At 65.5% G+C, this 15426-nt stretch carries 17 protein-coding genes; 5 read left to right on the forward strand and 12 right to left on the reverse strand.

Annotation, left to right across the window (positions count from 1 at the left end; all coding sequences use genetic code 11):
- Positions 1–35: 35 nt before the first annotated feature.
- Both ACN0RC_RS07060 and ACN0RC_RS07065 read right to left on the reverse strand, forming a co-directional pair.
- Positions 36–464 carry a MarR family winged helix-turn-helix transcriptional regulator gene (locus ACN0RC_RS07060; protein WP_417510179.1) on the reverse strand — a complete coding sequence of 143 codons (429 nt, stop codon included), beginning with the start codon at positions 462–464 and terminating at the stop codon, positions 36–38.
- A gap of 197 nt (positions 465–661) precedes the next feature.
- Positions 662–1327, reverse strand: a complete 666-nt coding sequence (locus tag ACN0RC_RS07065) for an SDR family oxidoreductase (protein ID WP_417510181.1) — start codon at positions 1325–1327, stop codon at positions 662–664.
- A gap of 30 nt (positions 1328–1357) precedes the next feature.
- On the opposite strand from ACN0RC_RS07065, the gene ACN0RC_RS07070 reads away from it, so the two are divergent.
- On the forward strand, positions 1358–1834 hold the full coding sequence (locus ACN0RC_RS07070) for an NUDIX domain-containing protein (RefSeq protein WP_417510183.1): 477 nt from the start codon (positions 1358–1360) through the stop codon (positions 1832–1834).
- On the opposite strand, the gene ACN0RC_RS07075 is transcribed toward ACN0RC_RS07070, so the two are convergent.
- From ACN0RC_RS07075 to ACN0RC_RS07110, 8 genes are all read right to left on the reverse strand, one after another.
- Complete coding sequence (locus ACN0RC_RS07075) at positions 1807–2490, reverse strand: response regulator (RefSeq protein WP_417510456.1); 684 nt, start codon at positions 2488–2490, stop codon at positions 1807–1809. The two genes, ACN0RC_RS07070 and ACN0RC_RS07075, sit on opposite strands and share 28 nt — an antisense overlap.
- The gene (locus ACN0RC_RS07080) at positions 2475–3623 is read right to left on the reverse strand and encodes a histidine kinase (RefSeq protein WP_417510184.1); all 1149 of its coding nucleotides are present in this window, start codon (positions 3621–3623) and stop codon (positions 2475–2477) included. Before ACN0RC_RS07080 ends, ACN0RC_RS07075 begins: the two co-directional genes overlap by 16 nt.
- Before the next feature lie 29 nt (positions 3624–3652).
- Positions 3653–4498 carry a hypothetical protein gene (locus ACN0RC_RS07085; protein ID WP_417510186.1) on the reverse strand — a complete coding sequence of 282 codons (846 nt, stop codon included), beginning with the start codon at positions 4496–4498 and terminating at the stop codon, positions 3653–3655.
- Positions 4495–5424 carry an ABC transporter ATP-binding protein gene (locus tag ACN0RC_RS07090; RefSeq protein ID WP_417510458.1) on the reverse strand — a complete coding sequence of 310 codons (930 nt, stop codon included), beginning with the start codon at positions 5422–5424 and terminating at the stop codon, positions 4495–4497. Before ACN0RC_RS07090 ends, ACN0RC_RS07085 begins: the two co-directional genes overlap by 4 nt.
- Before the next feature lie 112 nt (positions 5425–5536).
- Complete coding sequence (locus tag ACN0RC_RS07095) at positions 5537–7075, reverse strand: class I adenylate-forming enzyme family protein (RefSeq protein WP_417510187.1); 1539 nt, start codon at positions 7073–7075, stop codon at positions 5537–5539.
- A gap of 118 nt (positions 7076–7193) precedes the next feature.
- On the reverse strand, positions 7194–7358 hold the full coding sequence (locus ACN0RC_RS07100) for a hypothetical protein (protein ID WP_417510189.1): 165 nt from the start codon (positions 7356–7358) through the stop codon (positions 7194–7196).
- Between the two features lie 142 nt (positions 7359–7500).
- Positions 7501–7773: a Rho termination factor N-terminal domain-containing protein gene (locus ACN0RC_RS07105; RefSeq protein WP_417510191.1), complete on the reverse strand. Its 273-nt coding sequence runs from the start codon at positions 7771–7773 to the stop codon at positions 7501–7503.
- A 118-nt stretch (positions 7774–7891) separates the two neighbouring features.
- Complete coding sequence (locus ACN0RC_RS07110; RefSeq protein WP_417510193.1) at positions 7892–8707, reverse strand: phospholipase; 816 nt, start codon at positions 8705–8707, stop codon at positions 7892–7894.
- Between the two features lie 202 nt (positions 8708–8909).
- Between ACN0RC_RS07110 and ACN0RC_RS07115 the strand changes: the two genes are divergently transcribed.
- Positions 8910–9854: a LysR family transcriptional regulator gene (locus tag ACN0RC_RS07115; protein WP_417510195.1), complete on the forward strand. Its 945-nt coding sequence runs from the start codon at positions 8910–8912 to the stop codon at positions 9852–9854.
- An 82-nt stretch (positions 9855–9936) separates the two neighbouring features.
- On the opposite strand, the gene ACN0RC_RS07120 is transcribed toward ACN0RC_RS07115, so the two are convergent.
- A complete protein-coding gene (locus tag ACN0RC_RS07120) occupies positions 9937–10683 on the reverse strand; it encodes an SDR family oxidoreductase (protein WP_417510197.1) in 747 nt (248 codons plus the stop codon).
- 68 nt (positions 10684–10751) lie between these two features.
- Here ACN0RC_RS07120 and ACN0RC_RS07125 point away from each other — a divergent pair, with 68 nt between their 5' ends.
- Both ACN0RC_RS07125 and ACN0RC_RS07130 read left to right on the forward strand, forming a co-directional pair.
- Entirely contained in the window at positions 10752–12104 is a 1353-nt protein-coding gene (locus ACN0RC_RS07125) for a M20/M25/M40 family metallo-hydrolase (protein WP_417510198.1), read from the forward strand.
- Positions 12094–13554, forward strand: a complete 1461-nt coding sequence (locus tag ACN0RC_RS07130) for an MFS transporter (protein WP_417510200.1) — start codon at positions 12094–12096, stop codon at positions 13552–13554. The genes ACN0RC_RS07125 and ACN0RC_RS07130 overlap by 11 nt, the downstream gene beginning before the upstream one ends.
- Positions 13555–13574: 20 nt before the next feature.
- Here the strand turns inward: ACN0RC_RS07130 and ACN0RC_RS07135 are convergent, their stop codons facing one another.
- The gene (locus tag ACN0RC_RS07135; RefSeq protein WP_417510201.1) at positions 13575–14339 is read right to left on the reverse strand and encodes a siderophore-interacting protein; all 765 of its coding nucleotides are present in this window, start codon (positions 14337–14339) and stop codon (positions 13575–13577) included.
- A 91-nt stretch (positions 14340–14430) separates the two neighbouring features.
- Here ACN0RC_RS07135 and ACN0RC_RS07140 point away from each other — a divergent pair, with 91 nt between their 5' ends.
- Positions 14431–15420 carry a siderophore ABC transporter substrate-binding protein gene (locus tag ACN0RC_RS07140; protein ID WP_417510203.1) on the forward strand — a complete coding sequence of 330 codons (990 nt, stop codon included), beginning with the start codon at positions 14431–14433 and terminating at the stop codon, positions 15418–15420.
- Positions 15421–15426: the final 6 nt, after the last annotated feature.

Consider the following 15426-nt stretch of genomic DNA (forward strand, 5'->3'; position numbering starts at 1 on the left):
CCCGGTCGCTGCCGAGCTGCGGGAAGACTGTGGAATCAGCGGCCGCGGAGCTTGTCGGTGAGCTTTCGCAGTTCGCACAGCTCCTCATCGTTCAGAGGAGACATGCGCTCGATGATGGATCGGCTGTGGGCTGTGGCCACCTCGCGGAAGCTTCGCGCTCCAGCATCCGTCGCAGTCAGCACGGCCCCGCGACCGTCTTCTGGGTCGGAGGTCTTCGTGATGAGGCCCCGGCCGACCATGCGGTCGACGAGGCGCGAGACGCTCGGCTGGCTGATGAGCATGTTCGTCGTCACCTCGCGCAGGCGCACGGTCATGTTGGGTGCGCGAGTGACGGTGAGGAGCACGTCGTACTCGGCTTGGCTGATCGGCGTGTTCTCGAAGTCCGCAGCCATCGCCATGAATAGTTCATGTTGCGCGCGGAACAGGCCTTCCCACGCCTCGAGCGCGAGTTTACGGTCCGTCATGACACTAAGAGTAACGGAATGGTGAAGGGCCGGTCGGAGAGGCTCCCGACCGGCCCTTGTCCCTTGCACCAAGAGTGTCCTGCAATCACATGCGGTGGATGCCACAGCAAACATTCACCGTGTGATCACTGTATAACGGCGGGGTAACGAATGCAACGGTTTGGTCACGAAAACTTTTTGGACACCTTGATTGCCCCTCAGAAGCGGGCGGAGAAGCCGCCATCTACGTGAAGCAGCTGCCCGCTGATCCAGCGGCCTTCTTCTGAGAGAAGGAATGACGTCACGCTCGCGATGTCCCTGGGCGTTCCTGAACGGCCGAGCGGATGCTGCGCAGTCAGAGTCGTACGGGTCTCATCGTCCATCCACCCGGTGTCGATCGGACCAGGGTTGACGACATTCGCGGAGATGCCGTGAGGGCCGAGCTCGCGCGCTGCTGAGATGACGATGCGGTCAAGTGCTCCCTTGGACGCGCCATACGGAAGGTTGCCCGTCGTGTGGTCGCTCGTGAACGCGACGATCGCACCGCCTGAAGCATCCGCTTGGCGAGCGAAAGCGGCGATCAGCAGAAGAGACGCGCGCGCATTGACGGCGACGTGCTGGTCGAAGCTCTCCGCGGTGGTGTCCAGGATGCCGCTTTCGATGTCATGAGCGTGGCTGAGCACCATGGCTGAGATGGTTCCGCGTTCACGCGAGATCTGGTCGATGAGAGCGGCGGGTGCCGCGGCATCCGATAGGTCGCACGGATAGTCACCTGATGCGAGGTCGCTGGTCACGACCTCCCAGCCGTCTGCTTCCAGGCGAGGGACTATACCTGCAGCGATGCTGTTGGCGCGAGCGGCTCCGGTGACAAGCGCGAGTGGCATGCGTCGAGGTTAGCCGAGGATGATGGAGGCATGACGATCGATCGCTCCTACATTCGGGTGAAAGCCATGCTCATCGCTCCGAGTGCTGATGGCACCAGGCATCTCGTCAGCGTCAACGCTCCCAGCCTCGAGAATCCGGCTGGGTTTCACCGACTGATCGGGGGCAGCGTCGAATTGGGCGAAACGCATCGGGAAGCGATCGTCCGCGAGGTCGACGAGGAACTCGGCGCGCGCATCCTCGACCTCACCCACCTTGGCATCGTCGAGAACATCTTCCGGTTCAATGACGAACTCGGCCACGAGATCGTCGCCCTGTACTCGGGTCGGCTGGATCCGGTGATGGCCGGCGAGGGCGGCACGCTCACTGAGTCCGACGGCTCGGTCGTCCCGGTCGTCTGGCGGCCATTCGATGATGCCGACGTGACGACGCCGCTGTATCCCTCCGGCGCGAACGACTGGATCAGCATCTGCGAAGTGCGCTACGCCCCGACGACGCCGAGTTCGTAGGCGCGGATGACGGCCTCCACCCGATTGCGCAGATCGAGTTTGAAGAGCACTCGTCCGACGTGCGCCTTCACCGTCGAATCGCTGAGATAGAGGCTCGCGGCGATCTCGCTGTTGGTCAGCCCGCGGCCGATGAGCACGAAGATCTCGCGCTCACGTGCGGTCAGCGCTGATAGGGCGTCATCGGCGTCTTCCTCACGGGGGCTGCCCAGATGGGGAGCGGCGGCCTCGATGAGCTTCGCGGTGATGCGCGGCGAGACGACCGCGTCGCCGGCATGGACCGCGCGAATCGCCGCGACAAGACCGTCAGGCCGGGTGTCTTTGAGAAGGAAGCCTGCGGCCCCTGCATGCAGCGCACCGAAGGCGTACTCATCGAGGTCGTAGGTGGTGAGCACCAGAACGCGTGTGTCGGGATGCCGGCTCGTGATCTGCCTGGTCGCCTCGATGCCGCCGACGCCCGGCATCCGCACGTCCATCAGCACGACATCGGGCTGCAGGCGCTCGACCGCGCCGATCGCCCCCGCCCCGTCATCTGCTTCACCGACGACCACCATGCCGTCGGTTGCCTCGAGCATCAGCCGGAAGCCGTAGCGCACGAGCTCCTGGTCATCGACAAGAAGCACCCGAATATCATCCGTCACGGTCACCGATCCTCCCATCGCAGACGCGCGAAGACTCGCCATCCGTTCTCATACGGCCCTGCCTCGATCTCACCGTCGTACAGAGCGACTCTTTCCTGCATCCCGAGCACCCCGCGCCCCGCATCCGACGGCATGGACGGAATCGACGACACATCCTGAACGACGATCGTCACCTCTTCCGTCTGCCAGGCCACCGCGACCGTCACCGCCTCGACGTCGCGCGCATGGCGCAGCACGTTGGTCAGCGACTCCTGCACGATCCGGTAGACCGTCAGGCCCAACGCCGGGTCTGGCACAGCCTGACCGGTGACAGTGAGTCGTGCAGGAAGCCCCGCCGTGACAAATTCCTGCACGAGGGATGCGAGCTGGGAAGCATCCGGCTGGGGAGCATGCTCATTTCCGGAACCGTCGGCCCGCACCGACCCGAGCAACCGGCGCACTTCGCCGAGCGTCTTCCTGCCGGTCTCGGCGACGTGACCGATCGCTTCCTTCGCCTCCGCTGGGCGGGTATCGGCGGCCAGATACGCACCGTCGGAGATCGCGATCATGACTGAAAGGCTGTGCGCGATGACATCGTGCATCTCGCGCGCGATGCGCTCTCGCTCGTGGGCGCGTGCTGTCTCGGCCTGCTGGTCGCGCTCGCGCGCCAGCTGCTCCGCCCGGTGCACCAGCTCGGCGACATACCTGCGCCGGTGGCCGATGCTGGTGCCCAGCAGGGTGGCGATCAAGAGCACCACGATGATGATCACAAAGAAGTTCGCCCAGTCCTGCAGGCTGTCACGAGGTGCAATCGGCGGCTGCAGCCCCAGCATCGGCGGGCCGACGGTGCCGCGCATGGTCAGCGCGAACGCTCCCAGCGCGCCGCACAGCGCCGCGACTCCGAACAGCATCCACGTGACCCCTGCGCGCCACTTCACACCCGCGGAGTACATCGCGATCACCGCGATGAGCGTCTCCGCCCCCGATCCCACGGCAAGCGAGAGGACGGCGAGCGTCACCGCCGCGGCGAAGGCGACGAACGGGCGACGATGACGGAGAGCCAGTGTCGTGAAACCGCCGGCTGCCAACACGATCATCACCCACAGGGGCGTGGCGTACGGCGGCTCGAGGGAGAGAACAGTCAGCCCCAGAGCAACGACCCCGTATGCCACCAGGATGATGGCATCGACGAGCCGGGCGTTCAGACGTCCCCCCGACGCAGTCGGAACGCACCCAGCGCGAGGAAGCTCGCGGCCCAGACGATGGCGATGAGCCAACCGGCCGTCGGGCTCACGAACCCGGCCGTGAGATCCACGAAGCCCCCCGCATCCTCGATCGGATTGCTCATGGCATCTCCTGCTTTCGACATGGACAGAAGCTGAAGATTGCGCACCGCCTGAGATGCGGGCAGAACCGACAGCACGAGGGGCAGCAGCATCATCACCGAGATCGCAGTGGCGACACTCGCCGCGGCACCGCGCAACAGGGTCCCGATGCCCAACCCGAGAATAGCCGAGAGGCCGACGTAGACGGAGCTGCCGATGAACGACATCACTACGCCCGGTTCGGTCAGACCGATCTCGAGGCCGAACGCGCTGAACATCGGATAGGTCACGGCCCAGGATCCGAACGTCGCGATGAGCGCGGATGCTGTCGCCATGGCGAACACGACGACCGTCTTCGCCCAGAGCACAGGCAAGCGCGCGGGGACGGCGATCATCGTCGGTTGGATCGTTCCGCTCGAGTACTCGCCACTGATTACGAGCACGCCGAGTATGGCGGCGATGAGCTGGCCGAACAGGACCGTTCCGAGCGTGACCTGGTCGAGCATGAAGCCTGCCGACGGCTGGTCGGGTAGCCCCGCACCCTCGATCGTCAAACCCAGCGCAACGCTCACGCCGATCCCGAAGACGATGATCGCGAGCAGCAGACCGATGGTCGAGCGAAGGCTGGTGATCTTGGTGAACTCGGATCGGACGATCCCGCCGAACGTGAGGCGTTCCGCGCGCGGAACGAAGGTCGCACGCTTCTTCTCGAGAGTTGTCATCGGCGTGCTCCTGTTGCTGCGGTGTCGGATGATCGGTACTCGACCTCACCGGCGGTGAGGGCGATATACGCCTCTTCGAGCGATCCGGATACTGTGGCCACTTCATGCAGCATGATGCCCGCGCCCGCGGCGGCGATGGCGACCTCTTCGGCGGTCAGTCCGGAGATCTCGACTGCGCCGTCTGCCAGGACAGACACGGTGGCATCCGGGCCGGTGGTCGCCGCCATCAGACGCTCCGCCTCCCGCGTTCTGACCCGGATCACCGATGCGGTGGCGCGCGAGATGATCTCGTTGATCGGGCCGTCCGCAAGGACCCTGCCGCGTCCGATCACGATCAGCTGATCTGCGGTCTGCGCCATCTCGCTCATGAGGTGGGAAGAGAGGAGCACGGTGCGTCCCTCTGCGGCCAGACTCTTCATCAGGGTGCGCACCCAGCGCACGCCCTCGGGATCCAGTCCGTTGACCGGCTCGTCGAGAATGATCGTCTCGGGATCGCCGAGGAGCGCTGCAGCGATACCCAGTCGCTGGCCCATTCCGAGCGAGAAGCCGCCGATGCGCTTGCCGGCGACGGAATCGAGACCGGCGAGACCCAGGACCTCACGCACGCGGGATGCTCCGATGTGGTGGGTGGCAGCGATGGAGAGCAGGTGCTTGTACGCCGAACGCCCTGGATGAGCGGCCTTCGCATCGAGCAGAACGCCGACCTCGTGAAGGGGTGCCGGATGCTCCCGATATGAGCGACCGTTCACCTCCACAGTCCCCGACGTGGGACGGTCGAGCCCCACGATCATTCGCATCGTCGTGGACTTTCCCGCGCCGTTGGGTCCCAGGAACCCCGTGACCTGGCCGGGTTTCACCGTGAGGTCGATCGCATCGACGGCGACCTTGGTGCCGTAGCGCTTCACGAGCGCTTCGGCGGCAATCAATTCAGTACCTTTCGCATGTTCAGAAGCGTAGGAACGGTGCCCTCTCGACGGCATCGGAGAGAGGTGCGGGTTCTGCAGGGTCACCAGTACCTGGGTACTGGTGCTCATCAGCTCACGAGTGGTTCGGGTCCTCCGCATCGAGCTCGGCAGCCCGCGCGTGCAGCGACTTACGGTCGATCTTGCCCACGTTGTTCTTGGGCAGATCGGCGACGAAGGTCCAGCGATCGGGCACCTTATAGGCGGCCAGTCGGTCATACGCGAACGCGATGAGGTCCTGCTCAGACGGGGGAGCGTCAAGACCCGGACGCAGCTGAACAAACGCATGCACGAGCGAGCCGAGTCTCTCATCGGGCGAACCGACGACCCCGCTCAACTCGACGTCCGGATGCGCGTTGAGCACATCCTCCACCTCGCCGGGCGCGATGTTCGAGCCGCCCTTGATGATGACCTCTTTGATACGACCGGCGAAATGCAGATAGCCCTCTTCATCGCGGCTGCCGAGGTCGCCAGTGTGCAGCCAGCCATCGACCATCACCGCCGCCGTGTTCTCAGGGTCGTTCCAATAGCCGGCCATCACGGACCTGCTCCGCACCAGGAATTCGCCGACCTCGCCGTCGGGCAGGTCCTTTCCACCCCGCACCACGCGGAACTCCACGCCTTCGCGGGGCAGTCCGATCGAGCCGCGCTTGATGAGACCGAACGGCGGGTTCATGCTGCATCCCTCGCATTCAGTCATGCCGTACGCCTGATTCAGCTCGAGACGCTCGACCTCTGAGAAGTGCGTGTAAAGGTCGGGGGAGATCTGGTCGCCGCCGCACTGCACTTCGCGCAGGCTGCTGAAGTCCACGTCCGAAGCCTCGGGAGATTCGACCGCGTCGAGCAGCTGCGCAGGCAGCAGAAGTGTGCGCGTTGGGCGATGCTTCGCGAGCGCTTCCAGGAACAGGCCCGGTTCGCTCTCCTCCAGAATCACGACGCTGCCGCCGGCGTACAGCGTTGGGAACGTGACACCGATCGATCCGCCGCCGTGGCAGATCGCGGTGGCGGCCAGAGATATGTCGTCGGCTGAGAGCTGTTGCGTTGCCGCACGGCCCTTTGTCGTGTCGAGGATCGACCCGTGGGTGTGGACGACGCCTTTCGGTTTTCCCGTGCTGCCCGATGTGTAGAGGATCATGGCCGGATCGTCGTCGGCGATGGTGGGCCACTCTGCGGCATCCGCGGTGTCGACGGCATCCCATCTCGAATCGGTCACCTCCGGCGGCACGTCACCGTAGAGATAGATCGCCTTGAGAGTCGGGATCTCGGTCTGCACATCTTGGATGCGTGGATACAGCGGTCCGTCGGTGATGAGCAGCGCTGCGGTGCAGTGATTGCAGGCGAACGCGACCTCATCGGCTTGGAAGCGGTGATTGAGCGGGACGGCGATGGCTCCGATGCAGAAGCACGCGAGATACAGCTCGATGAACTCGGATCGGTTGCGCATGAAGATCGCGACGCGATCGCCATGCCCGATGCCGAGGTGGCGGAGACGCCTGGCTGAGCGGTCGACGGCATCTGAGAGCTCGCGAAAGGACAGCGACGCATCTCGAAAGGTGAGGGCCGTCTTGTCTGGTGTGTCTGCACGTGCCTGCTGGTAGAGCTCACTGAGCGACATGGTTCAGATATACCACTGGACGCCCGGCTGCCACAGGGGGAGATGCCGCGACCCGATCACCCACCTCATGCAAGAGGGGGTGATCGGGTCGTGTGTCAGAACTCAGGCGGGTTTCAGGTCACACGCGGTTTCGACCACCGATGACTCGGAACAGGAACGCGATGAGCGCGATCACTCCGACGATCAGTGCTACCCAGAGCAACCAGTTGAGAGCGGCGTTCAGTCCACCGACGATCGCCAGGATGACGGCGACGACGATGATGATGATGAGAGCGATATTCATGGTTGTTCTCCTTGCAGTGTGTGTCGGACGAGCAAGAGCTTGTCCTTTCGACATCCCTGAGCGTGGCAGGGCGACAACCATCCCGTCGTGGGGCTTGACGCCATGCTTCGACGGTGATATCTGACGCGCGCGGCCGCAACTGTCAGTGGCTGCGCAGCATCTTGATGATCTCGGCCTTGCGCTTGCCCGAGTACCCGGTGATCCCGAGTTCTTTGGCGCGCTTGCGCAGCTCGTCGACCGTCCAGTCCTCGTAGTCGCCCGCTTCTCCACCGCGTCGGCCGACCTCGGAGCGACCCTTCTTCGTACCGCCGGTCGCGTTGGAGATGCGCGCGGCCTTCCCCTTGGACGCGCCGTCATCCCTCAGCTCCTGATAGAGCTCTGGATCCTTCAGCCGTGAATTGGCATCGCGAGGCATCGTCTTCTCCCTTGCACATCAGGGGCACCGCCGTGGTTGGCTGCGGCACCGTCGTAGATTGCGACGATAGGCGCGCGGTGCGACGAGCGAAGGGGCCTTGACAGGTAGAGGGTTTGACTCAGTACCAGTTCATCGCCTGCGAGTGGCCCCAGGCCGAGCACGGGGTGCCGTAGACGCTGGCGATGTAGCCCAGGCCCCAGCGGATCTGGGTCGTGGCGTTGCTCTGCCAGTCGGCTCCTGCGCTAGACATCTTGTCTCCGGGCAGCGCCTGGGGGATGCCGGTCGCGCCGGACGGGTTGTACGCCTGGTAGTCCCAGCCGGATTCCTTCGTCCACAGCGAGTCGAGGCAAGAGAACTGGTCGGCTCCCCAGCCGTATTCGCTGGCGGCGATGGTCGCTGCGACCGAACGCGCACCGTCGGGAGTGTTCGCTGAGGCAAGCGCCGCGGCCTGCGCGGCAGCTTCTGCGGCGGCGGCCTCTTCGGCCTGCTTCTGCGCGATCGCGGCATCCAGCCGTCCGCGCAGCTCGGCGACATTGGCGGTGGCGATTTCCGTCTCGACCAGCGTGTTCGCCGTCAGGACGGCGCGGGTGGGCCCGACCGCTTCATCGCTGGAGAGCGCATTGAGAACATTAGCCAGCCCGCTGGTATCGATCGTGATGGCGCCAAGATCGAAACCGGATGCTTTCGCCTCCGCCACGGCGGCCGATGCTGCGGCCACGGCATCGCGCCCACGCTCGACTGTTGCGGCGGAACTGGCCAGTTCGGCGCGCAGTTCGCTGCGATCCGTGACCGCTGTGCGCCCGGATACGTCCGCGGCAACCGGCACCGCCGTTGCGAGGCCAGCGGTCGCGAGGACGCCGAGGGCCGCGCCAGCGACGAGAGTGAGTGCAACGAGGCGACGGCGGGCAGAAGAGGTCAAAGAAGTTTCAGACATGACGAACGTAACGATCCTTAAACGTGGTGGGGGCCGCTCTCGAGGCGGCGTGTGCGCGCTCTCGGGTCGAGCGCACAAGGTAACGATTCTGCATCATCGATGCTGTGCGCGACCTCCGTGGCCGCTGAACGCCGGGTGTGAGCGGTTGCGCATCGGCGATCACGCCAGCGCATTGCAAAGCTCGCGACGATACGCTGAGGGCATGAATCTGGAACAGCTCAAAGGATTCGTCACCGTCGCCGAACTCGGTCATTTCACCCGCGCATCCGAGAGGCTGCACCTCGCGCAGCCGTCGCTGAGTCGGCAGATCTCGACACTGGAGCAGGAGCTCGGAGCTGAGCTGTTTCACCGCGCCCGCGGCAATATCTCGCTGACTGCGGCTGGTGAGACGCTGCTTCCGCGTGCGCGTCGAATGCTGGCGGATGCCGATGCGATCCGCACGGAGATGGCGGAGCTCGCCGGGCTCCAGCGCGGACGCGTGCGCCTCGGCGCGGCGCCGACGCTGTGCATCAGCCTCGTGCCCGAAGTGCTTCGCACCTTCCGCGTCGCACACCCCGGCATCGAGATCCAACTGGTCGAGGGCGGCACGAATCTGCTCATCGAACAGCTGGCCACCGGCAACGTCGATATGGCATTGATCACCCTCTCGGAGCGCTCGCCGGTCATGGGGCCGGTGCTCGTGACCGAGCCGCTGATCAGTGAAGACCTCGTCGTGGTGTCATCGGCAGACGTCCCTCCGGTCGCCGAGCGGGAGGTCTCGCTCACTGATCTCGCGGACCTGCCGTTCATCGCTCTGGCGGAGAGCTACGACCTGCGCGTTGTGACCGACGCGGCATTCCGCGCGGCGGGGCTGAGTCCGCAGGTGGTGGTCGAGGGCGGCGAGATGGATGCTGTGCTCCGCTTCGCCGAGCGGGGGATCGGGGTCGCGGTCGTGCCGGCGACGGTTCTGGTCGATCGCCCTGCGCTGCGCGCGGTGCGGCTGATCGACCCGGTGCTCACTCGCACGATCGGCATTGCGCACAGGTCGGATGTGACTCCCACGGTCGCCGCACGTGCCATGCGAGGGGTCGTCCTGTCGACGGCGGCGGAGCTTGCCGCACGCGCTCCGGAGACGCTGCATCCGGCGGTGGGAGTCCCCACGATCTGAACCCGACCGGCGATGACTCACTTCAGGTCGCGAATTATGCCGCTTTGGGCGCGCGAAAGCGGCACAGATTGCGACCTGAGCGTCAGGCTGACCGCGCGGCGAGCCAGTCGGCGAAGGTCTGGCTGCCGAGATCGGCGTCCGGGCCCGGCAGGGCGAGGCCTTCGCGCATTCCCTTCATCTGCGCGCTGGGAATGCTGACAGACGGCACCCAACCGCGATACCCGGCGCGCTTTGCGTAAGCCTTGACCATGGCATCCAGAGCCTCTTCGCGGGGACCGGCGAAGTCGCGCGCTCGACCCTGCGGTGCGCCTGCGGCGAGCGACGCCAACCTCTCGCCGACTTCGGCGGCGGCCACCGGCTGCGTACGGGCTCGAGGTGCGAGGTGCAGAGGGCCGAACTTCGCCCGCGCGAACATCTGCGCCGCGAATTCGTGGAACTGTGTGGCGCGCTGGATCGTCCATGGCACCGCAGACCGTTCGACGACCTTCTCTTGAGCCAGCTTTCCGGCGTAGTAGTCGACTGGGATTCGGTCGATGCCGACGATCGACAGCAGAACGACGTGGGTGACGCCGGCGCGCTCGGATGCCGCGATGAGGTTGCTGGTCGCCTTCGTGAAGAACTCGACGGCTGCATCTGCGCTCAGTGTGGTCACATTCAGGGTGTCGATCACTGCGTCGACGCCGTCGAGCGCAGCATCCACCCCGACGCCGGTGAGCAGATCCACGCCCCGCGAGCGGGCAAGGATCACGGCCTCGTGACCGGCGGCCTGCACCGCATCGACCGTCGGTGCGCCGACGACTCCTGTTCCACCTGCGATGGCTATCCTCATGGACTCGACTGTACTGCGGGCACGTTTTCGGCGGCAGGGAGGCCGATGCGCACAGATAGCATGAAGAAATGGACGCAGTCGTCGCCCGCTCTGGCATCGCCGAGCGGCTCTCCCGCATGATCCAGCTGCCGACCGTCTCCGCCGAACTCGAAGAGCGCGGCATGCGGCCGTTCGATGATTTCGTCGCCCTGATCGCTGAGCTGTACCCGCTCACCCACGCGCATCTCGTACTCGAACGGCACACCGATCTCGGGCTGCTGTTCCACTGGAAGGGCGCTTCCGACGCCGCACCCCTCGTGCTCATGGCGCACTACGACGTCGTGCCCGTCGACGAGTCAGACCCCTGGACATATCCGCCCTTCGCGGGCGTCATCGCCGACGGCCGGGTGTTCGGCCGCGGCACCCTCGACGACAAGGGCCCGCTCATCGTCGTGCTCGAAGCGGTCGAGAACCTGCTCGCAACCGGCTTCGCACCCGCCCGCGACGTCTATCTCTCGTTCGGCGGCAATGAAGAGACCTTCGGCGCCGCCGCAGCAGAGATCTCGCGTGCGTTCGAGAAGCGCGGAATCGTGCCGTGGCTCGTCCTCGATGAGGGCGGCGCCGTCGTCGACGCGCCACTGGCGTTCGTGCAGGGACGGGCCGCGATGATCGGCGTCGGCGAGAAGGGCGTGCTGACGCTCAAGCTCAGCGCGCGCGGCGACGGCGGGCACGCCTCCGCGCCGCCCCCGCTGACGGCGGTGCGTCGCATCGCGCGTGCGGTCAATCGCCTCAGCGCCGGAACGTTCCGCCCGCGCACGCCGAAAGCGATCCCTCGGATGCTGTCGCTGTTCTCCGAGCAGACCTCTGGCCCGTCACGGTTGCTGTTGAAGGTGCTCGCCGCCGTGCCGCCGCTCACCGGCCGGGTGTTCGCCGCCCTCGGTGGCGAGCCCGCCGCCATGGTGCGCACCACGATCGCGCCCACTATGCAGTCCGGCGGAACAGCGGCGAACGTCATCCCCTCACAGGCATCCGCCACGGTGAATCTGCGCATCGCGCTCGGCGAGACCGTCGAGGGCGCCGTCACGCGCGTTCGCCGCCGCATCCGCGACCCGCTCGTCTTGATCGAGGTCCTTGAAGGCAGCGAGCCGTCTCCGGAATCGCCCACCGACAACGCGCAGTTCGCGCTGCTGGGGCGTGCGCTCGAGGACGCCTTCCCCGGTGTGCGGCCGGTGCCGTACGTGATGATGGCGGCGACCGATTCGCGCCACTTCCACCGCTTCACCCCGACGGTCTACCGCTTCGCACCGCTGGAGATGTCCAACGCGCAGCGCGCGTCTATCCACGGCGTCGACGAGAATGTCGAGATCGCGACGCTCGAGCGGGGCGAGATATTCCACCGGGCACTGCTCGAAAAGCTGAATGAGGACGCGGATGTCTCGTAAGGTCACTCTCGGCGCCCTGACCGCCGTCGTCGGATTCCTCGCCTTCGTCGAGTTCACCAGTGGTGTGCTGCAGGGCTACTACACGCCGATGCTGTCGGACATCGCACGGCACCTGCAGATCCACGACGCCGATGTGAACTGGTTCGAGGGCACCCAGCTCATGCTGTCGGCTCTCGTCGTTCCCGCCTTCGCCAAGCTCGGCGACATGATCGGCCACAAGCGGATGCTGCTGATCTCCACCGCACTCACGGGCGCCGCAGCCCTCGCTCTGCCGTTCACAGACTCCTTCTGGGTCTTCCTCATTGCGTGGACTCTGATGGGTTTCTACGTCGTATGGCTGCCGCTGGAGATCGCACTGATCTGGTCACGGTCGCGGCGGATGGAAGGGCGGTCCGCCATCACCGCGCGGGCAGCGGGAATGCTGGTCGCCTCTCTCGAGGCCGGTGCCATCATCGGCGCGCTTGTCGGCGGTGCTCTCATCGATGTGCTGCCGCTGACGATCGTGCTGCTGATCCCGGCTCTGCTCATCGTGGTGTGCTTCTTCGTCATCCTGTTCGGAGTGAAGGAATCGCCCGATTCCACCGGCGGCGTGCTCGACACGGTCGGACTCGTGCTGATCTCGATGGCGCTGATCTGCTTCACCGGAGGCCTCAGCCTGCTGCGGCTCGATGGGGGACTGGCGAACCCGTGGTCCTGGGCCGTCGTCGTGCTAGGGCTGGCGCTGATCGTGCCGTTCGCGCTGTGGGAGCTGCGTCACGATGACCCGCTGATCGATGTGCGCATGTTCCGCTCGCCCGCACTCAGGCCGGTCTTCCTCACTGCCGGACTCTTCGGCGTCAGCGTGCTCGGCGCGCAGGCGCCGCTGTCGACGTTCGTCCGGACCGACCCGGCGGTATACGGATACGGGCTGGGAGCGACCGGTTTCGCCACCTCGCTCGTGATCGGCATCTATCTGATCGGCATGATCATCGGCGCCCTGCTGTTCCCCGTGATCGCCCGTCTCGCGACCCCTCGCCTCACTCTGCTTGGAGCATCCATCCTCGTCGGCGTCGGGTTCCTACTCTTCCTGCCGTTCCATGACACCTACCTGCAGGCCGTCACCAACATGATGATCGTCGGGCTCGGCTCCGGAGCCCTGGTGGCTGCGCTGCCGGCGGCCGCAGCATCCGCCGCGCCCGACACGCAGACCGGTGTTGCCACCGGCCTCACCAACTCGGTCAAGACGATCGGCGGGGCGATCGCATCCTGCGTGTTCGGCATCGCGCTGCTGCACGGTGTCGCCGCGACAGCCGGGGGAACCGAAGGTACCGCCGGCTCGCTCGAGGGCTACTTCATCGTGTGGATCGTCTGCGGCGTCACCGCGCTCGCCGCGGCGGTGCTCCTGGTGTTCGTGCCGAAGCAGGCCTTCACCGATCGGGCCCCTGGCCTCGAGGCCGCGCCGCTCGTGTGAATCGGTCGGTGCGCAGGCGATCAGTGCGGAGCGTGGTATTCGTTCTCGTCGCGCTTCCAATACCCCTTGACGATGGCGTGATCGGTCTCGACGCCCCAGCGGGCGAGCAGGGCGCGGCCGGGTTTGACGACCGACTGCTCGGCGGCGACGAAGACGAACGGGTCCTCGCCGACGGCATCCGATTCCTTAAGACCTTCGAGGAACGAGATCAGTGCGGAACCTGCGGGTGAATCGCCGCGGTGCAGCCACTCGACCTTCACCGCAGCATCGAACGCGATCTCGTCTTCTGAGCCGCGAACCTCGACGACGATGCGTGCGGGCTGATCGCCGATCAGTGCGGCGAAGCGGCGCATTGCAGGAATCGCTGTCTCATCGCCTGCCAAGAACCACGAGCCGGGCGTGCCGGTGAGCACGGCAGAGCCGCGCGGCCCGCCGACACCGATCTGTGATCCGATCGGAGCGGTCGCCGCCCAACGAGCAGCGACGCCTTCGTCACCGTGGATCGCGAACTCGACTTCGAGCCAGTTCTCGTCCCACACCAGCGGCGTGTACTCGCGGCTGGGGGCAGCCCGCATCTCCTCGACCGAATCTGGAGTCTCATCGGGGAAGAAGAGGCGCATGTGATCGTCGCTGCCGAGCGACGTGAAGCCGTACAGGTCGTCGCCTTCGAGCCGCACGCGCACATAGTTCGGGGAGAGGACCTCGCGCGCTGTGAGAGTCGCCGTACGGAACTGGAGGTCGAGAGGCGTGCGCACCAGCGAGAAAGACGATTTCGAAGTGGTCATGAACTTAGGCTAGCCTGACTAAGTCCCGGTTAAGGTAAGGCTTACCTTAACCAGCTCGACCATCTGCCCCCACAGCAAGAGGAGCTTCTCCATGTCATCGCGACGCGTGTACGCCGCAGCATCCGCCGTTCTCGTCTCTGCACTTGCTCTCGCGAGCTGCGCTTCGACACCCGCCGCAGAACCTGAACAGCCCACCTCCGCGGCAGAAGCCACCTCGATCACGATCGAAGACAACAACGGCACGCACACGCTCGACCTCCCGCTGACCTCCGTCGTCGCGACGGACAACCGCACTTTCGAGACTCTGGATTCCTGGGGCATCGAGCTGACAGCTGGTGCCGTGGCTCTCATGCCGAGCACGATCTCGTACACCGAGGACTCGTCGATCATCGACCTCGGCAACCACCGCGAACCCAACCTCGAGGCGATCGTCGCCGTCGCACCCGACCTCATCATCAACGGTCAGCGCTTCGCCCAGTTCCACGACGACTTCGTCAGCTACGCACCGGATGCCACGGTTCTCGAACTCGACCCCCGCGAGGGTGAGCCCTTCGATGAGGAGCTCAAGCGCCAGACCACCGTCCTCGGCGAGATCTTCGGAAAGCAGACCGAGGCGAAGGAGCTCACAGACGCGCTCGACGACGCGATCGCCCGCGTCAAGAAGGCGTACGACGGAGAGAGCGTGATGGCCGTCACCACCTCGGGCGGCGAGATCGGTTACCTCGCACCACATGTCGGCCGCACGCTCGGACCGGTATTCGATTTCCTCGAGCTCACTCCCGCTCTTGAGGTCGCCGAAGCCAGCGACGACCACCAGGGCGACGACATCGCGGTCGAGGCGATCGCCGATTCGAACCCGGATTGGATCCTGGTGATGGATCGCGACGCCGCTGTCGCCTCCGATGACCCGAACTACTCGCCGGCATCCGACATTCTCGAGCACTCGGAGGCGCTCGCAAACGTCACCGCCGTGACCAAGGGCCACATCGTCTACATGCCCGCCGACACGTACACGAACGAGGGCATCCAGACGTACACCGAGTTCCTGAACAACTTCGCGGACGCACTCGAGGCGCGCTGAGCGTCC

This window comes from Microbacterium sp. (assembly GCF_048259935.1).
Lineage (GTDB): Bacteria > Actinomycetota > Actinomycetes > Actinomycetales > Microbacteriaceae > Microbacterium.